This is a genomic window from Streptomyces sp. MST-110588, assembly GCF_022695595.1.
In the GTDB taxonomy this organism is placed as follows: Bacteria; Actinomycetota; Actinomycetes; order Streptomycetales; family Streptomycetaceae; genus Streptomyces.
On record NZ_CP074380.1, the window covers coordinates 574,189 to 592,241 of the forward strand.

General features: G+C 71.9%; 12 protein-coding genes and 3 pseudogenes. 8 read left to right on the top strand and 7 right to left on the bottom strand.

Translation table 11 applies throughout. From position 1 onward, the window contains the following. The first annotated feature begins 170 nt into the window (after positions 1–170). The 3 genes and pseudogenes from KGS77_RS02600 to KGS77_RS02610 all read left to right on the top strand — a co-directional run bounded on the left by KGS77_RS02600 (position 171) and on the right by KGS77_RS02610 (position 4,209). Positions 171–1,706, top strand: a complete 1,536-nt coding sequence (locus tag KGS77_RS02600; protein WP_242578492.1) for an acyl-CoA synthetase — start codon at positions 171–173, stop codon at positions 1,704–1,706. Between the two features lie 37 nt (positions 1,707–1,743). Further along, a pseudogene (locus KGS77_RS02605) lies at positions 1,744–3,326 on the top strand (carboxyl transferase domain-containing protein). Between the two features lie 94 nt (positions 3,327–3,420). Next, positions 3,421–4,209: a hypothetical protein gene (locus KGS77_RS02610; RefSeq protein WP_242578493.1), complete on the top strand. Its 789-nt coding sequence runs from the start codon at positions 3,421–3,423 to the stop codon at positions 4,207–4,209. A 60-nt stretch (positions 4,210–4,269) separates the two neighbouring features. Here KGS77_RS02610 and KGS77_RS02615 read toward each other — a convergent pair. Both KGS77_RS02615 and KGS77_RS02620 read right to left on the bottom strand, forming a co-directional pair. Beyond that, a pseudogene (locus tag KGS77_RS02615) lies at positions 4,270–4,461 on the bottom strand (transposase); the annotation flags it as partial. 269 nt (positions 4,462–4,730) lie between these two features. Continuing rightward, positions 4,731–5,639: a LysR family transcriptional regulator gene (locus KGS77_RS02620; RefSeq protein WP_242578495.1), complete on the bottom strand. Its 909-nt coding sequence runs from the start codon at positions 5,637–5,639 to the stop codon at positions 4,731–4,733. Between the two features lie 74 nt (positions 5,640–5,713). On the opposite strand from KGS77_RS02620, the gene KGS77_RS02625 reads away from it, so the two are divergent. Both KGS77_RS02625 and KGS77_RS02630 read left to right on the top strand, forming a co-directional pair. After that, positions 5,714–6,811 carry a DMT family transporter gene (locus tag KGS77_RS02625; protein ID WP_242578496.1) on the top strand — a complete coding sequence of 366 codons (1,098 nt, stop codon included), beginning with the start codon at positions 5,714–5,716 and terminating at the stop codon, positions 6,809–6,811. 115 nt (positions 6,812–6,926) lie between these two features. Further along, positions 6,927–7,478: an SUKH-4 family immunity protein gene (locus KGS77_RS02630; protein ID WP_242578497.1), complete on the top strand. Its 552-nt coding sequence runs from the start codon at positions 6,927–6,929 to the stop codon at positions 7,476–7,478. Between the two features lie 158 nt (positions 7,479–7,636). Here KGS77_RS02630 and KGS77_RS02635 read toward each other — a convergent pair whose 3' ends face one another. Beyond that, positions 7,637–8,968, bottom strand: a complete 1,332-nt coding sequence (locus KGS77_RS02635) for an aminotransferase class I/II-fold pyridoxal phosphate-dependent enzyme (protein WP_242578498.1) — start codon at positions 8,966–8,968, stop codon at positions 7,637–7,639. Positions 8,969–9,003: 35 nt separating this feature from the next. Here KGS77_RS02635 and KGS77_RS02640 point away from each other — a divergent pair, with 35 nt between their 5' ends. Continuing rightward, positions 9,004–9,696 carry a pyridoxamine 5'-phosphate oxidase family protein gene (locus KGS77_RS02640; protein WP_242578499.1) on the top strand — a complete coding sequence of 231 codons (693 nt, stop codon included), beginning with the start codon at positions 9,004–9,006 and terminating at the stop codon, positions 9,694–9,696. Between the two features lie 138 nt (positions 9,697–9,834). Here KGS77_RS02640 and KGS77_RS02645 read toward each other — a convergent pair whose 3' ends face one another. The 3 genes from KGS77_RS02645 to KGS77_RS02655 form a co-directional block, all read right to left on the bottom strand. Further along, a complete protein-coding gene (locus KGS77_RS02645; RefSeq protein WP_242578500.1) occupies positions 9,835–10,911 on the bottom strand; it encodes an EamA family transporter in 1,077 nt (358 codons plus the stop codon). Positions 10,912–11,283: 372 nt separating this feature from the next. Next, positions 11,284–12,396, bottom strand: coding sequence for an EamA family transporter (locus tag KGS77_RS02650; RefSeq protein WP_242578501.1), 1,113 nt, complete (start codon positions 12,394–12,396; stop codon positions 11,284–11,286). Between the two features lie 201 nt (positions 12,397–12,597). Further along, on the bottom strand, positions 12,598–13,122 hold the full coding sequence (locus tag KGS77_RS02655; protein WP_242578502.1) for a Clp protease N-terminal domain-containing protein: 525 nt from the start codon (positions 13,120–13,122) through the stop codon (positions 12,598–12,600). A 688-nt stretch (positions 13,123–13,810) separates the two neighbouring features. Here KGS77_RS02655 and helR point away from each other — a divergent pair. After that, positions 13,811–15,982, top strand: a complete 2,172-nt coding sequence (gene helR, locus KGS77_RS02660) for an RNA polymerase recycling motor ATPase HelR (protein WP_242578503.1) — start codon at positions 13,811–13,813, stop codon at positions 15,980–15,982. Between the two features lie 197 nt (positions 15,983–16,179). On the opposite strand, the gene KGS77_RS02665 is transcribed toward helR, so the two are convergent. After that, positions 16,180–16,785 carry a PadR family transcriptional regulator gene (locus tag KGS77_RS02665; RefSeq protein WP_242578504.1) on the bottom strand — a complete coding sequence of 202 codons (606 nt, stop codon included), beginning with the start codon at positions 16,783–16,785 and terminating at the stop codon, positions 16,180–16,182. Positions 16,786–17,060: 275 nt separating this feature from the next. Between KGS77_RS02665 and KGS77_RS02670 the strand changes: the two are divergent. After that, positions 17,061–17,977, top strand: a pseudogene (locus KGS77_RS02670) (protein kinase family protein). Positions 17,978–18,053: the final 76 nt, after the last annotated feature.

The window sequence follows — 18,053 nt, forward strand, 5'->3', positions numbered from 1 at the left end:
TTCTGCCACGCCGGGGCGCCTCCGCCATGCCGGTGGGCGGGGTGATCGCGATGTCAGTGGTCTCTGCGAGAGTGGTGGCAGTCAGCTCGAACCGCGCCGGGCGCGGGACCGGGACCGTACGGCCGCGCGATGCGTCGGGGGCCGATGAGGACGAGGACGAAGGAGAACCGGTGGACGTGCTCTTCCCCGCGCTGCGCGAGGCATCGCCCAGGCCCGCGCTGCGCTTCGGTGACCGTGCGCTCAGTTACCGCGAACTGGCCGCGGTGGCAGGCCCGCTGACCCGGCGGATCGGTGGCCAGGCGCGGGTCGCGGTCTGGGCGACGCCTTCGTTGGAGACCGCCGTCGCCGTGGTCGCCGCGCTGCAGGCCGCGGTGTCCGCCGTGCCGGTCAACCCCAAGACCGGTGAGAGCGAGCTGGCGCACATCGTCTCGGACAGCGCGCCCACGCTCGTCCTGGCCGAGCCCGGCGCCGACCTCCCCGGCCCGCTCGCCGCCCTCCCCCGGCTGGACATCGATCCGTACGCGCGGGACGGGGAGGATCAGGAGCTTCCGTACGAGCCGGGCGAAGAGACGCCGGCGCTGATCGTCTACACCTCCGGCACCACCGGTCCGCCCAAGGGGGTCGTCATCCCCCGGCGCGCCATCGCCCGCACGCTCGACGCGCTCCGGGACGCGTGGCGGTGGACGGCCGAGGACGTGCTCGTGCACGCACTGCCACTCTTCCACGTCCACGGGCTGATCCTGGGCGTCCTCGGCCCGCTGCGGCGCGGCGGCAGCGTCCACCACCTGGGCCGTTTCTCCACCGAGGGCGTCGCCCGCGAACTGGCCGCGGACGGCACGATGCTCTTCGGCGTACCGACCATGTACCACCGCCTGGCGGCCGAGGCGGGCGGCAACCCGGCGCTGGCCAAGGCGCTCGGCCGGGCCCGCCTCCTGGTCTCCGGCTCGGCGCCCCTGCCGCTGACCGTCCATGAGCGGATCGCCGCGGCCACCGGCCGCCGGGTCATCGAGCGGTACGGCATGACGGAGACGCTGATGAACACCAGTGTCCGTGCGGACGGCGAGCCCGCCCCGGGGACCGTGGGTGTGCCGCTGCCCGGGGTGTACGTCCGGCTGGTGGATGACAACGGGCAGGCCATCGAGGAGAGCGACGGCGAGACCGTGGGTGAGGTCCAGGTGCGCGGCCCCAACCTCTTCGTGGAGTACCTCAACCGCCCGGACGCCACGGCCGCGGCGTTCGACGGCGGCTGGTTCCGTACGGGTGACATGGCGACCCGGGACGCGGCGGGCAACTACCGCATCGTAGGCCGCAAGGCCACCGACCTCATCAAGAGCGGCGGGTACAAAATCGGCGCGGGGGAGATCGAGAACGCGCTGCTGGCCCATCCAGGGGTCGCCGAGGCCGCGGTCACGGCCGAACCGGACGAGGATCTCGGCGAGCGGATCGTCGCCTGGGTCGTACGGGCCGAGACCACCGTGTCCGCCCCACCGGCCGCACCCACCGGCCCCGCCGATCCCACCGACCCCATCGCACCCACCGCTCCCGTGGACGAGGCGTCCGGCGGTCCGCGTCCGTCCGCCTCGGAACTCGTCGACCATGTCGCCCGGCAGCTCGCCCCACACAAACGGCCGCGCGTCGTCCACTTCCTGGACGCCCTGCCGCGCAACGACATGGGCAAGATCCTCAAGCGGGAACTCCATGCGTGAGGCTCCGGGCGGCGAGGGCGCCAGGGAGGCCGGGGACATGGGGAAGAAAGGCGCCGGGCGGGGTCCGGCCGGGCGCTGGTCGGCGCGGGAAGCCGTCGCGGCGCTGACCGAGGACTTCACCGAACTGCCCGCGCCACCGGGCGTTCCGGGGAACATCGAGGGAGAGCGGCCGGCCACCGACGGCCCGATCGGATGGGCCGGTTACGGGGCCGCGCACACCCGGGCCCGGGAGCGTACCGGCGAGTGTGAGTCCGTGGTCAGCGGGGTCGGCAGGATCGGCGGCACCGAGGCCGTACTGATCTCCTTCGAATTCGGCTTCCTGGGCGGCTCCCTCGGCGAGCGCACCGGCGACCGTCTGGAAGCCGCGCACACCTACGCCCGGCGGCACCGCCTGCCCGTCGTGTCCTTGATCGCCACAGGCGGCAGCCGGATGCAGGAGGGCATGCGGGCGCTGATCCAGCTCCAGCGGGTGGCGGGGCAGTCCACGCTCACCCGTGCGGCCGGGCTGCCACAGATCGCCGTGGTGCGTGACCCGACGACCGGCGGCGGCTGGGCGACGCTCGGCGCGGGCGCCGATGTCGTCCTCGCGCTGCCCGGTGCCCAGATCGGCTTCGCGGGTTCCCGGGTACGGCCCGCGGACGCCGATCCGTACGCCTACTCCGCCGAGGGCCAGTTGGCGGCCGGACAGGTCGACGCCGTCGTGCCGCCCGACCGTCTCCGTACGACGCTCGAACGCTGGCTGATGCTACTGACGGCCAAGGCGCCGGGAGCGGAGTCGGAGTCGGGGCCGGGGGCGGATTCGGGGCCGGGCGCGGGGTCCGGGCCGGAACCGGTGGCGGACGTACGGAACGGCGTCCCCGGCTCACCGGACGACCGCCCCGAGTCACATGCCGACCGACCCGACCCCACGGTCGACCGCTTCGAGTCACAAGCGGGCCGCCCCGGGTCGACTGGCTCGCGCCCCACCGAGCCCGCACCGTTGCCCCGCGCTCTCGGTGCCCATGACCTCCCGGAGACCGGCTGGAGTGCGGTAGGGCGCGCTCGTGACGACCGGCGCCCCGCGCCACGGCGTATCTGGACGCGTACTTCGACTGGCGGGAGGAGCTCAGCGGTGACCGCTGCGGCGGGGTCGATCAGGGCATACGGTGCGGATTCGGCCACCGCGACGGCCGTACGATCGCCTTCGTGGCACAGTGCGGCACGGCCACCCGCCCGGCCGGATTCCGTACCGCCGCCCGCCTGGTCAGGCTGGCGGACCGGATCGGCGTTCCGGTCCTCACTCTCGTGGACACACCGGGCGCCGCCAACGACGCACCGGCGGAGCGGGCGGGTGCCGGCGCGGCCATCGCGGACATGTTCGCCGCCCTCGCCTCGGCCCGTACGCCCGTCACGTCCGTGCTCATCGGCGAGGGCGGCTCCGGAGGCGCGCTGGCCCTGGCGGCCCCGGGCCGGCTGTGGGCCGCGCCGGACAGCTACTTCTCCGTGATCGCCCCCGAACTGGCCGCGGCGATCCTCAAGCGTGACGCCACGGAAGTACGCCGGACCGCCGACCAACTCCACATCCGCCCACAGGACCTGCTGCGCCTGGGCATCATCCGGGGAATCATCGACCGTGACTGATTCCCGATCATGCTTGTCAAGGGCGCCGGGAACGTGGTGAAGGCCGGGAAGTGATCCCGGCGCTCGCCGCGACGGCGGGTGAGATCATGAACGGATGAACGAGACATCCGCTGCTCTGGCGACCGCCCGGTGGCCGCTTTCCGCCGCTGGGGAGACTGATTGGCTGCGGGAGCTGGCCAACGATGACGGGCTCACCGGCTTCATGCCGCCGGCACTGCCCGACGCCGCCTGGGTGCTCCACTCCATGTACGAACACGAACTCGGGCCCACCGACATGTCCTATGTCGCATATCAACGAGCCGTGCTGAACGGCGGCGGGCCCGAGATCATCCCGGGCCTCGACCCGGCGGACGTGTTCGGGTGGACGCTGGGGGAGCCCCCAGGCCCCCGTTGGCGCCGGCTGCGCTGGGCGGAGCTCTCGCGGCGGACCGGCGATCCTGTGGTGCCCGAGGGGCGGCTGCCCTGCCACCTCTCCTTCCCCTCGTTTCAGGAGCCGAGCGGATGGCCGGTCGGCATCGCCGGGGCGTCCGAGGGCAGCCTGGACCGGACCGACTGGAACCGCCTGGTCGACATCCTCACCGAGCACAGCCCGCAGGGTGCGGAGACCGGTTGCCTGGCCTACTACACCCCGTTGTTGCACGGGGCTGAGGACTTCGTCAACCTGCACGTTCGGGCCGGCACGCTCGCGGATGCCAAGGCGCTGTACGACCACCCGGAGGAGGGCGGTTGGTCCCCGTCCAACTTCTGGGCCCAGGACCGGTCCTGGGTCCTCTGCACGGACTACGACCTCTGGGCCACCAAGGTGGCGGGCCCCGCCCCGCTCATCGAGGCCCTCCTGGACGACACGGAAGTTGAGGCCCTCCGACTGCCCTGGGCCCTCTGATCCCGACCGCCCGGCCTGGGAACGACCAGGTGTGGCCAAGAGGCCAAATGAAGCGCACGGTCACCAGGGCGCTATGCCGAGGTGGGATCGGGGTGAGGCGACTCGGCGGTGTGTGGTGGTCGCGGATGAGAGCCCATAGGACGTGAGTCCGGAGTCCCGTGGAACCGGTGCGAGTCCGGCGACGTCGGCGAGTCGGCCCGCGCTGCCGAAGGCGTCCATGTCTCCGCCGGTGCAGGCGATGAACTCCGCCCCGGCAACGGGCCCGTGCCGGGCATGCTGAGAAGCACTTCCGCGTCGCGATGTACACGGAAACGGACCGCGATCCGCGCGTCGATGTCAGCGAGCTCATCGTCCAGAGCCAACACGGCCCTGGCCGGCGTGTTGACCACGGCGGCGGCCGTGGGCTTCCCCGGCCACGGCGGTGTGCCGGGTCTGCGCCGCGGCTACTGCCGCCTCAGCCATGGCCTGGGCGCCACGGACTTTTTGGTTCTTCAGCCAGGTCGCAAGTCGGCTTGATACCGTCAGTCGCCCTCCACGGCCTTTGCCGCGACGCGCAGCGCGCCCAGCGCGGCACGGATCGAGGGGCGGCGGTCGGCGTCGTGCCGCCAGATGGCGTAGACCTGTCGCCGCATGGCGTGGCCGACCGGCACCACGCTCACCCCTTCGGGGACCGGCCCGCGGCCGAGCCGGGGTGCCACCGCCACGCCCAGCCCCTGGGCGATCAGGGCCAGTTGGGTGTGGTGTTCCTCGGCCATGTGCGCGATGCGCGGCTCGATGCCCTTGCCGCGGAGCGTGAACATCAGCCACTCGTGGCAGAACTCGCCCTGGGGCCAGGAGATCCAGTCGTCGTCGGCGAAGTCCTCCAGCTCCACCGACCGGCGCCCGGCCAGCCGGTGCCCCGCCGGCATGGCCACATCGGCGGGATCGTCCAGGAGCGGCGCCTTGGCCAGCCCCTCCGCCAAGCGCATCGGCCGGTTGTACCAGTCCAGGACCACCGCGAGGTCGACATCGCCGCGCAGCACGCTCCGTACGGACACCTCCGGGTCCATTTCACTCAGGCGCGGGCGGAGTTGCGGGTGGTCGGCGCGCAGCGCGGCGAGGGCGGCGGGGAAGAGTCCGCGTGCCGCGGTGGGGAATGCGGCGAGCCGCAGCTCGCCGACCGCCTGGCCACGGTGGGCCTCCAGGTCGGCCTGGGCCAGCTCGACCTGCGAGAGGATGCGTGCGGCGTGCTCGGCGAGCAGCCGTCCGGCATCGGTCAGACGTACGCCCCGGCCGCTCTTGGCCAGCAGTTGCTGGCCGGTCTCCCGCTCCAGTTTGGCGAGCTGCTGAGAGACGGCGGAAGAGGTGACGTACAGGCCGTCGGCAGCCGCGCTCACCGAACCGTGGCGGGCGACGGCGCTCAGGGTCCGGAGGCGGTCCAAGTTCAACATGTAAGGGATGCTAAACGAAGAGGTCGGAAACAATTCGCTTGTTCTACGGATTCCGGCCCTGCATCGTGATCCCCATGAGTACCGCCCGTCCCCCGATCGCCACTCCCCTCCCGAGCGCCGACGCCCCCTCGGAAGCCGGCACTGCGTCCGCAGCCGGCGCTCCGTCCGTAATCGCCACTGTCTCTGAAACCGGCGCTCCCTCAGGAATCACCGCACCCCGGACCGCCGTCGCACCCCCTGCCGCCTCCCTGCCGGCCGACGGACCGGTCCGTCGTCGCCGCGCACTCGACTGGCGGGCCCGCTTCGCGATACTGACGCTGATCTGGGGCTTCAGCTTCCTGTTCATGAAGGTGGGCAACGAGGGATTCGCGCCGCTCCAAGTGTCCTTGGGACGGCTGGCGTTCGGCGCCGCGGTGCTGATCACCGTACTGGCCGTCAAGCGCGAGCGCCTGCCGCGCTCACCCCGGACCTGGGGTCACCTGGCGGTCGCCGCGCTCTTCCTCAACGCCCTGCCCTTCACCCTTTTCGCGTACTCGGAAATGACCATCCCGTCCACCCTGGCCGGCATCTGCAACGCCACCTCCCCACTGTGGGGAATGGTTCTGTCCCTGGTCGCGCTCTCCGAGGACCGCCCGACCCGGCGCCGCGTCGCGGGCCTGGGCCTGGGCTTTCTGGGTGTCCTCACCGTGCTCGGCGTCTGGCAGGGTTTCCCGGGTACGGATCCGGCGGGCACCGCGATGGCCCTGGGCGCCTCGCTCAGCTACCCCATCGGCTGGATCTACCTGCGCCGTACCCTCGCGCACACCGAGGAGACCCACCTCTCCATGACGGGTGCCCAGCTCCTGCTGGCCACCGCCCAACTCGCCGTCGTCAACCCCCTCTTCACCTCCTTCCCCACCTCTTTCTCCCTCATGCCGCTGCTGGCGGTGTTCGCCCTGGGCGCACTGGGAACCGGCGTCGCCTTCCTGATGCAGTACGGCCTGGTGGCCGAAGTGGGCCCCACCACCGCCCAGATGGTCACGTACTTCGTCCCCGTGATCGCCACCGCCGCGGGCGCCACCCTGCTGCACGAACCGCTGAGCTGGAACACCCCGGTGGGCGCCGTGATCGTCGTGGCGGGCGCCGCCCTGACACAGAGCCGTTCCCGCCGCGCCGACAGCGGGAAGGACTGACGGGCGCGTCGGAGGAGGAGCCAGGGCACGGACGGGAATTGTCGGAGAGGGGTGGTCAGACCCGCGCGCTGGTGTCGGCGGTGTAGTGATCAACCTCGCGGGGGGAGCGGCAGCCGTGGCCGGATACTCGGGTGACAGCCAGCAGAAGTCGTACGGGAGCGGGGACGCGTACGGGGCCGGGAGCAGCAACGGAGGCGCGCGGCCGTGGTGCCGGCTGGACGCGGCGTCGCTGCCGAACGCGCTGACGCATGAGCCGAGCTGGCGCTTCCTCGTCGAGGTGGGCCTGCCGGCGAAGGCAGCGGGCCTGGAGTTCACCGGTCTGCGCGAGGGGCGGCTGAAAACCTTCCGGAAGGAAAGGGACAAGGAAAGCGACGAGGGCAGCGGAAGCACCGCCGTGGAGGACGGGCGGCTGCTGGTCCTCGGGGAGCACTACCACGGACACGGATCGCTGGTCCTGGACGGCGCGACGGGCGGGGCGCACCTGGTCGCGTGGGAGCGGCACGAGCTGCGCCATGGCCTCCTGGCCTCCGGCCTTCCCGACCTGGCGGGACTGGCGCCACCCCCGAGCACTCCTGGCGGCAGCTCGCCGAGGATCCGTACACCGGGGGTCTCCTCTGACGGACGCCGCCGTCACCGGTCCTGCGTATGGCCTCAGGACCGGCGTTGACGGCGGCTGTCAGAGCATTGCGGGCCGGTCCCCAGCCCTCAACTCTCGTCGCCGGGCCCTGCCGTCGAGCGTTTTGGTGACCCGCCCTCCGGCGCCGGGCAACTGGTGAAGGACCAAAGGCCGTCAGCCCCCGGCAGCGTGCCGCGGTTCCGGTGGGTTCAGTCGTAGCGGCGGGGTTCGCCCGGACCGAGGGCGGCGGCGACCGCGTCCGCGAGGGGAGGGAGTTGGTCGTCCGTGAGGGCTGAGACGGTGATCCGTATGCCCTGCGGGGAGCGCAAACGGAAGCGGGCCCCGGGCGCGACCGCCCAGCCGCGGTGCAGCAGACGGGCCACCGCGCCGGTCTCGTCCGGAACCGACACCCAGACGTTCATCCCGCTGCGCCCGCGCGCCGCCACTCCTCGGTCCGCCAGGGCCCGCATGAGGGCGTTACGGCGCCGGTCGTACGACCCCGCGACCGCCGTCACGTCCACCGCGCCCGTCCGCCACAGGTGGGCGACCGTGTCCTGGAGGAGATGACTCACCCAGCCGGGGCCGAGCCGCTGCCGTCCTTGCAGCTTGTCCACCGTGGCCGCGTCACCTGTCAGGGCCGCCAGCCGCAGGTCCGGGCCGTACGCCTTGGCCGTGGAGCGCGTCAGCACCCAGCGCTCCGTGACACCGGCGAGGGGGTGGAGCGGGTGGTCGACGATGCCGTGGCCGTGGTCGTCCTCGATGAGCAGCAGGTCCGGGTGACCGGACAGCAGTGCCCGCAGTTCGGCGGCGCGGACGGCGCTCAGCACGGCGCCCGTCGGATTCTGCGCCCGGTCGGTGACCACCAGCGCCCGGGCTCCGGCGCGCAGTGCCCGGTCGACCTCTTCGGGCACCGGACCCTCGTCGTCCACGCCCACCGGTACCGGCCGCAGGGCGAGCGCCGCGATGAGGTCGAGCAGGCTCCCCCACCCCGGGTCCTCGACGGCGACCCCGTCCCCGGGCCGCAGATGGGCGCTCAGCACCCGCTCCATGGCGTCCAGCGAACCGGAGGTCACGGCGACGGGCCCGTCCGGCACCCCGTCGGCGTCGAACGCCGAGCGGGCCAGGTGGGCGAGCTCCTCCCCCACGGCGGCCTCGCCGTAGAGCACCGGCCGCCTTGCGCCGCGCCCGGCGGCCTCGGCGAGCGCCGGGCCGAGCGCAGGCAGCAGCGCGGGGTCCGGGTTGCCGCTCGACACGTCCCGTACGCCCGGCGGCACCTGCACATTCAGCGCCTCACGGGAGGTGCTGGCGGGGCGCGGCCGTACGCGACTGCCACGCCGGCCCGCCGTCTCGATCACACCCCGCTCACGCAGCGTGCGATACGCAGCCGCGACCGTATTCGGATTGACCTCCAGATGAGCGGCCAACTCCCGTAGCGGCGGCAGGGCTTGGCCCGGCTGGAGCTCACCCGCGCCGACGGCCCGCTCGACACTGGCGGCGATCTCCGATGCGCGCCGCCCTTCGATCCGATACTCTCCTAGCACAAACTTTATTATGCACTAGTGCAATGGAGTTGGCAATGACCCGAGCAGCCCAGGCCCCGTCCTACGCACCGACCGAGCGGACCGTGCCGACGCGCGCCCGTGAGCGCGCCGCGTACGACCACGAGACGGTGCACGCCATCCTCGACTCCGCCTATCTCTGCCATCTCGGCTTCATCCGCGACGGCGCGCCGGTCGTGCTGCCCACCCTGTTCGCCCGGGTCGAGGACCGTCTCTACCTCCATGGTTCGACCGGTTCACGCCCGCTGCGTGAGGCCGGACGGGCCCACGGCACCGACGGCGCCGCCCCCGGGCTGCCGGTATGCGTCACCGTCACCCATGTCGACGGGATCGTGCTGGCGCGGTCCGCCTTCCACCACTCGATCAACTACCGCTGTGTCGTGGTGCACGGCACCGCCCACCAGGTCACCGACACCGCCGAGAAGACGGCCGCCCTCGACGCGCTGGTCGACCATGTCCTGCCCGGCCGCGCCGCCGACTCCCGCCCGGGCAACGACAAGGAGCTCGCTGCCACCGCCGTCATCCGCCTGGACCTGCGCGAGGTCTCCGCCAAGATCCGCACCGGCGGGCCGAACGACGAGCCGGAGGACCTCTCCCTCCCGTACTGGAGCGGCGTGCTCCCCGTGTCCCCCGTGTACGGCGCCCCCATACCGTCCGACGACCTCGCCCCCGGCATCGCCGAGCCCGCGTACCTCCCCGGCCGCCGCTGAGACCGAGAGCCTGTGACGCCGTCGCCCGGGCCTGCCCCGCTCGTCCCTCCCGGCGCCGCGATGGCCGGGAGAGACGAGCGGAGGGGTGAGGTGGCGGCGCGGCGGGCCCGGGCGGGCGGGCGCGAGACGGGGTGTGGGTCAGTTCGCCGTCGAGGCCGGATCCGAGGCCGGAATCCGGACCGTTGTCGTCGCGGTGACGGCCGCGGCGGCAGTGGTCATCGCGGTCGCAGTGGTCGCCGTGGCGGCAGTGGCGGTGCGGGCTTCCGTTACGGCCAGGGCCGCGACGGCCGTCAGCAGGACACCCGTACCGGCCAGGGTCGCCGCGGTCAGCCGCTCGCCGAGGAGCAGTACGGCCATGACCGCCGCGGTCACGGGCTCCACCAGCGAGATCACCGAAGCCGTGGCCGCCCGCACGGCCGCCAGACCCGCGAAGTACAGGCCGTAGGCGAGCGCGGACGGCACGGCCGCGACATAGCCCATCAGCCAGAGGCTGCGCGCCAGTTCGTGGGCGTGGGGCCACAGCCCCTCCACGGCGGCCAGGGGCAGCAGGCATCCGGAGGCGACGGCGAAGGTGCCGATCGTCGATCCGTACGCATCGCCGCCGCCATCGGCAGCTCCGCGTCCCGGTCGCCGGCCGGCCAGCGTCATGACCGCGCAGCTCGCGGCGGACAGCAGCGCGAAGGCGACGCCGGCGGGCCGGACCGTACCGGCTCCGCCACCGCCGAGGATGAGCACCACCAGACCGGTCAGCGCGCCCGCGACCGCCACGATGCCGCCGGCGCCGAGCCGCTCGCCCAGGGTCAGCCGGGCACCCACCGCGATGAACACCGGGCCCGCGCCCATCGTCACGACCGTGCCGACGGCCAGTCCGGTGTCCTGGACGGACGCGAAGTAGGCGGCCTGGAACACCGCCAGCGCGACTCCGGTGACGGTGCGGCGCGCGACGCGCCGCCGCGCCGGTTCCTTGGGGCCCACCGCGCCGGAGCGAACGCGCGACAGGGCCGCGGCCCTGCGCCGGCGCGTCACCGCCCGTACGGCCAGCAGTACCACCAGGCCGCCGAAGGTCCGCCAGAAGGTGAGCGCCACGGGGCCCAGGCCGCTGCTCCGGTAAAGGAACGCGGCTGCCGCACCCGCCGTTCCCCAGGCGGCTGCGGCGATGGTGACGTACAGCATTCCCCGGCCCACGGACAGGGCAGGGGTGGACGAAGCATGCATGAGAGTTCTTCTCCGGGAAATCCGGGGCGGCGCGCGTACGGCGCCGCGCCTTGGTCGCGTGGTCCCGTGTGCGGGCAGCGACGACCACCTCGGGGCCGTGCCCGAGCTGGTTGCGATTCCTCGGAGACCGCCGCCCGCGTCAGGCGGCGGGCGGAGGAAGAACAGTCACATGCATGATCGTCACCTTATGGGGTGGGCGAAGCGGACGACAAGCCGTTTCAGGGCGTGCCGACCCGTCCGGGTCCCGGATGCTGTGTGACGTCACCGATCGGCCGGACCCGCCGCGGCATCCGGGGCGTCGCCCCTCGCCGTGAGGTCGCGTGCGGGCGCGAATTCCTTCTTCGCCGGGGGCCGTTCGTCTCCGCAGCGTCGTTACTTCACCGTCAGGCGGCCGTCCTCCACGAGGCCGTCCGTCATCGGTACGGCGTCGCTCGCCGCCGGGCCGCCACCGGCCACCACCGCGGCATCGGCCGCGTCACCGGTCGGCTTGGGCGTGGCGGCCTGTGCGATGAACGCGCCGGCCAGCACGATGACACCGCCCACCATCTGCGGCGCGGACAGCCGCTCACCGAGCAGCACCCATGCCAGTACGGTCGCGATCACCGCCTCCAGGCAGGCCAGCACTCCGGCGACCTGCGGCGAGAGCCGGCGTACCGCGAGTACTCCGGTGAGGTACGCCAGCACCGTGGCGATCAGCACGACCCACAGGAGCAGCAGGACGGCGGGGACTTCCGTCCCGTTCATCCGCGCGCTGCCGCCGAGCACCGGCCAGTCCAGTCGCCACGGCCGGGCGATCGGCGTCAGGACGACCGTGCCGATCAGCAGGCCGTACGCGATCACGCCCAACGGGTCCGCCGCACGCTCGCCGGCATCGTCACCACTCAGGCCGTCCCCACTCAGGCCGTCCCCACTCGGGCCGCCCCCGCGCCGGCCGTCACCGTCACCGCCGCCTTGGTCGGAGAGGACGAAATAGCCCACCTGACAGCAGGCCGCGGCGAGCGCGAGCACCAGCCCGATCACATCGAAGCTCAGCCCCGACCACACCTCGACCACACAGGCCAGTCCGCCGACCGCCAGCACGACGCCGACGGCCGCGGCGCGGCTCACCGGCCTGCGCTGGACGAAGCGCACCCATCCCAGCAGCAGCGCGGGCCCCAGGTATTCGACGAGCAGGGCGACCCCGACCGGGATGCGGGAGATGGCGGCGAAGTAGCACGCCTGGACGCCCGCCACGGCGAGCAGTCCGAAGCCCACGAGGAGAGCGGGGCGGCGGCGCGGCAGGCCGCGGTGGCGCCAGGCGAGCGGCAGCATGACCAGGGCGGCCCCCGCCACCCGTAGCCAGGTGACGTGCAGGGGTTCGAGCCCCGCTTCGATCAACGGCTTGGCCGCGACACCTGATCCGCCGAAGGCGACCGCCGACGTCAGGGCCAGGCCGAGACCGACCTGTCTGCCCCGGCTCGCTCCACTTCCCGAAGACATGCGCATCGGGTCATCATGGCAGGAAGAGTCATGAGCGTCACCCCTTAAGCACCTGTCGCTCCTGACCGGCCGAGGGGCGGGCATGCCAGGAAGCCGGCAGGTTGGCGCCTGACGGCCGGCGACTGACGGCTGATGGCTGGCGACTGACGGCTGGCGACCGGCAGTTGCCGGCCGGCGGCGGGCAGCCGTCTTCCGTACGACGACGCGTCAGTCCGCGGCGGTGAAACGGTCCCCGTCGAGCCGGGCCGCCAGCAACTCCGTGTCCACCGAGGCCCGGCGCAGCACCTCCGCCGCCCGCGACTCGGGGTCCTCCACAAGGGCGGCGAGCAGATCCAGGCAGCCGGCGCGGTGGACGTACCGCGCATGGGCACGGTCCAGCGCGCCGTCCAGGGCGGCTGCCGCGGCGGGTGACCAGCCGGGGGCACCGCCTTCACGCACCGTCGGAACCGCGCCCGAATCCTCGACGGTGCCGTGCCACTGAAGTCCGTACCCGATGCTGCGCTGTACGAGATAGCCGAGCAGCCGGGCGGTCCGGGGGCCTCTGCCGCCGAACGCCGCACGTACGGCCGGGTCCGATTCCAGCAGGCTGTGCAGCAGATGGGCGGTGTCCACCTGACGGTTCCCGTCGCGGGTGGCCCGTCTGCGGGCGGCGGAGACCACGGCTGCGAGTTCGGCGGTGAATCGCTCCTCCACGTCCCGCCGAACCCGTTCCTGCCGCGCCGCAGCATCCACGTCGATGCCACCCTTCCTTATTCGTTCCGGCGTTGTTCCGGCGTCATTTCGATGTCCCCGCCTTTGAGGCATCACGTGCCCTCGCGGAGTGCTCATGGAGTCTCATGGCGTCGCCCGCGCCGCTACCCGGTCCGCTGTCGCCCGCCGTACGATTCCGCGCCACCTCTACCCCACCAGTTCCCAGCAGGCCGCGGCATCCCCGGCAGGGAGCATTCGCGCGTCCCACTCAAGTCGGGTACGGCTGCTGAGCCCTCATCCTCGCGGAGGAGCGCAGGAGCGCAGGAGCGTAGGAGCAGCCGACGGCCCCTGTCGTACGCGGCGCAACGCGACGCGGCGCAGCACAGCGCGGAGCGACACCGCTCCCCGAGCGCCGTTTCCAGAGGGAATTGTCCGTCCATAGCGGACGAAAAAGGGCAAGGAAAAATATCCATTCCTTGCCACTCTTAACTTATAGCGCACTGGGGGGCTTGCGGCAAGGCCCCGGTCGTGCCGCACAATCTCCGGCCGAGGCCGGAATCGGAGCGCTGCTCGTCACGGCCACCTCACCTCCAGCCTCAACGACCACCAGCCCACGTGACCACCCGGCCCCACGGCCCTACGCCCCGGCGGCCACCAAGTTCTCTCACCGGTCCGGACGCCTTGCCGCGCGCAACGGTCGCAAGCGACCTCAGATCATCGGAGCCCTACCGTGAATCCCCTCACCACCAGCGCGTTCGACCTCCCCGACCATCTCTCCCCCAAAGCCGACCCGGCGCTGATCGCCCGCGACGAAGAGCATTTCGCCGCCATCGCGGAGTGCCTGGAGCAGTCGATCGCCGATCTGTCCGACCGTCTCGACGCCGAACTCAAAGCGCCCGGCGGCATAGGCCGGCAGGCGATGGACCGGGACGTGGAGGTCCGCCGGCTGACCGCTCGCCTGCGCACCCTGCGCCGCTTCGGCCTGGACCTGTGCCTCGGGCACATGGTCGGCGTGGACAGCCCCGAGCCCGTATACGTCGGACGGCTCGGCCTCACCGACAGCACCGGTCGCCGGCTGCTGGTCGACTGGCGCTCCCCCGCGGCCGAGCCGTTCTTCGGAGCCACCCACGCCAACCCGATGGGGCTGGCGAGCCGCCGCAGGTACCGCTGGACCGGCGGCCGGATCAGCGACTACTGGGACGAGGTGTTCACCCCGGACGGGTTCGTCGGGCACGCCGCGCTGGATGACCAGTCGGCCTTCATCGCCAGCCTGGGCGGCACCCGGTCGGCACGGATGCGTGACGTGCTCGGCACCATCCAGGCCGACCAGGACGCCATCATCCGCGCCGGATCCCGCGGGGCGCTCGTCGTCGACGGCGGTCCCGGTACGGGAAAGACCGTCGTCGCCCTGCACCGCTCGGCCTACCTCCTCTACTCCGACCCCCGCCTCGGACACCGCCGGGGCGGCGTGCTGTTCGTCGGCCCGCACCAGCCCTACCTGGCCTACGTCTCCGACGTCCTGCCCAGCCTCGGAGAGGAGGGCGTACAGATCTGCACCCTGCGGGACCTCGTCGCCGAGGGAGCCGGAGCGGCGATCGAAGAAGACCCGGAGGTGGCGCGTCTGAAGTCGTCCGCGGACATGGTGAAGGCGATCGAGACGGCCGTCAGGTTCTACGAGGAGCCGCCCGCCGAGGGGATGACGGTCTCGACCGACTGGGCCGACATCCGGCTGAGCCCCGAGGACTGGGCCGAGGCGTTCGAGGCACCGGAACCAGGTACCCCGCACAACGAGGCGCGCGAGCAGATCTGGGAGGCGCTGCTCACGATCCTGACGGACAAGTACGACGGCCAGGTCCCGCCCGAGGCCTTGCGCAGGTCGCTGCGGCGCGACGAAGAACTGGTCACCACCCTCCACCGCGCCTGGCCGCTGATCGAGGCGGCCGACCTCGTCGGTGACCTGTGGTCCGTACCCGCCTACCTGCGGATGTGCGCTCCCTGGCTCGGTCCCGAGGACGTACGCAAACTGCGACGCAAGGAGGCTCCCCAGGCCTGGACGGTGTCCGACCTGCCCCTCCTGGACGCGGCCCGGCAGCGGCTGGGCGACCCGGAGGCGGCGCGGCGCAAGCACCGGCACAAGGCCGTTCTCGCCGCCCAGCGGGAACAGATGGAGCAGGTCGTCGACAACCTGATCCAGGCCGCGGCCGACTCCGGCGCCGACGGCGACGACGGCGAGGGACTGGTGCGGATGCTGCGCGGCGAGGACGCCAAGGTCAGCCTGGTCAACGAGGCCGAGGTGCCCACCGAGGACCCCGACCTGCTCGCCGGCCCGTTCGCGCACATCGTCGTGGACGAGGCCCAGGAACTGACCGACGCGGAATGGCAGATGCTGCTGCTCCGCTGCCCGTCCCGGAGCTTCACCATCGTCGGGGACCGCGCCCAGGCCAGGCACGGGTTCACCGAGTCCTGGCAGGAGCGGCTGGAGCGGGTCGGGCTCGACCGGATCGGCGTGGCCTCCCTGAGCATCAACTACCGGACGCCGAAAGAGGTCATGGCACAAGCCGAGCCGGTCATCCGGGCCGCACTCCCGGACGCCAACGTGCCGACCTCCGTCCGCGGCAACGGCCTCCCCGTCGTCCACGGCTCCGTCGCGGATCTGGGCCCGGTCCTCGACACCTGGCTCGCCGCAAACGCCGAAGGAACCGCCTGCGTCATCGGCGATCCCACCTTCCGTACGACCTCCCGCGTCCGGTCGCTGACCCCGGAGCTGGCGAAGGGACTCGAATTCGACCTGGTCGTCCTGATCGACCCGGAGACGTTCGGCGAGGGCATCGAAGGAGCGGTCGACCGCTATGTCGCCATGACCCGGGCGACCCGGCAACTCGTCGTCCTGACAAGCTCCTGACAGGAACCGACCGGGCGCCGTTCCCTTGACGTAACGGTTCCTCACCTCTGAGAACGCCCGTCACCCCGAAGACGCCTGTTACCCCTGTCCATGAGGAGCACCCGGACGCCGTACCAGTGGGCGGGGGCCGCCGCGAGGGATCGTGACGACCCCGCGTACCGCGCGCCCCCGCCGTCACCGGCGGATCGCCTGCTTTCCTATTCGTCCTCGGCGAGGATCAGGTACAGCTCCTTGCGGGCCTTGTTGACCACTGCGAGGGCCTTCTCGCGCTGCTCGGGCGTGCCGGTGTCCCAGACCTGCTTGAACGCCGCGACCAGGCCACCACCCGCCTTCCGTATCTCCTGCATGGCCTCCCAGTCGACGCCGCGCCCGGCGTCCTCCCAGGGGACGCCGGCGACGCCTTCGGCCTCCGTGCGGCCGGCGTCGGTGAGCGCGAAGAGCTTCTTGCCGCCCTCGCTCTCGCTGCTGATGAGGCCCTCGTCCTCCAGGAGCTGGAGGGTCGGGTAGACCGAGCCGGGGCTCGGCCGCCATGCTCCGCCGCTGCGTTCGGCGATCTCCTGGATCATCTCGTAGCCGTGCATCGGCCGGTCCTTGAGCAGCGACAGGATCGAAGCGCGTACGTCACCGCGCCGCGCCCTGCCACGAGGCCCGCCGCCCCGGCCCCGGCCGCCGAACGGCGGCCCGCCGAAAGGCGGCCCGAACGGACCGAAGGCGGCACGCCGCCCCTCGAACCGTCCCTCGAAGTCGCCCCGGCCACCGCGGCGGCCGGATTCACGATGCCCATGACCTGCGTGAGGATGCATTCCTGCTCTCCAATCCATCGCTGACTGTTCGCGATGCTTCGACGATATATCGGAACAGCTCGGATGGCAATGCCTCGATGCCTCCCGACGTTGACCTGTGACAGCGATCCCGGGTCGGTTGTCACCGAACCTGGGCCGACGACGGTTCGCCTCGGCGAAGACGGGTCGTCGCGCTCAGCATGAGAGGGTGGCGACCAGCTCCTGCCCGGGCGTTCGTTGAAGTGGCTGCACGAGGGGCGGGTGCCCGGATGGAGGCATAGGTGCAGAGCCCTGAGATGTCCCGCGGTGCTCGTCCGGCAGCCCACAGTGCCGTTTCCACATCATTGGCGCTGTGCAGTGATCGCAGACTGCGCGAACTCGTGAACGGAGCCACACCGGTCGGTTCCGGCATCGGCGGGGAGACGGTACTCCTGGAAGTCGACGGAACCCCGGTCTTCGTCAAGCAGGTACCCCTGACCGATCTGGAGCGACGGCCGGAGAACGTCCACTCCACGGCGAATCTGTTCGCAGTGCCCTCCTTCTGCCAGTACGGAATCGGCAGTATCGGCAGTCCGGGGTTCGGAGCCTGGCGGGAGCTGGCCGTTCACACCATGACAACGAACTGGGTGATCGCGGGAGACCACGAGGGTTTCCCCCTGATGTACCACTCGCGGGTGCTACCAGGGTCTGGCCAGCCACTTCCCGAGGAACTTAACGATGTGGAACAAGCTGTCGCCTACTGGGGAGGCCGGTCGGGCGTACGCCGCCGGATCGAGGCTCTCCAGCAGTCCACGGCGAGCCTCATCCTGTTCCTGGAGTACATCCCGAACAAACTGCACGACTGGTTGGGCGTTCAGATCGGGGCCGGTGACGAGGCGGCCGGGCGGGCCTGCGCCATGGTGGACAACGAGTTGCAAGCGACCGGCACCGCAGCCACGACCGCTGCTACACGGCCTCGTACCTGGTGTACTGGCTGGTCACCGCCCTGTACGGGTACGGGTGGGACGAGCGCCTCGCGCTGGTGCGCGCGTGCGCCGAGGGCGAGCGTCCCACGGGAATCCCGGAGGCGGCCGTGGCGATCATCACCCGCCATGCGCCGCTCGCCGCGGTGATGTGGGACTTCTTCCGCAGGCTCCAGGAGGAGAACCGGGAGACCCCCTACCCGCTGGAGGCGATCCGCCGGATCGGACAGCAGGCGGCGACGGGGGCATAGGAACCCTGTGGTTGACCGGTCGCGTGTCGTTGCGGTTCGGGCTGCCACTGATGTCACCAGTGATGTCAGATGTCCT

Coding starts and splice junctions, on each gene's coding strand:
- KGS77_RS02645 (WP_242578500.1), bottom strand. CDS start 10,911: ATGCATGCTTCGTCCACCCCTGCCCTGTCCGTGGGCCGGGGAATGCTG.
- KGS77_RS02625 (WP_242578496.1), top strand. CDS start 5,714: ATGAGTACCGCCCGTCCCCCGATCGCCACTCCCCTCCCGAGCGCCGAC.
- KGS77_RS02610 (WP_242578493.1), top strand. CDS start 3,421: ATGAACGAGACATCCGCTGCTCTGGCGACCGCCCGGTGGCCGCTTTCC.
- KGS77_RS02620 (WP_242578495.1), bottom strand. CDS start 5,639: ATGTTGAACTTGGACCGCCTCCGGACCCTGAGCGCCGTCGCCCGCCAC.
- KGS77_RS02665 (WP_242578504.1), bottom strand. CDS start 16,785: ATGCATCCTCACGCAGGTCATGGGCATCGTGAATCCGGCCGCCGCGGT.
- KGS77_RS02640 (WP_242578499.1), top strand. CDS start 9,004: ATGACCCGAGCAGCCCAGGCCCCGTCCTACGCACCGACCGAGCGGACC.
- KGS77_RS02650 (WP_242578501.1), bottom strand. CDS start 12,396: ATGCGCATGTCTTCGGGAAGTGGAGCGAGCCGGGGCAGACAGGTCGGT.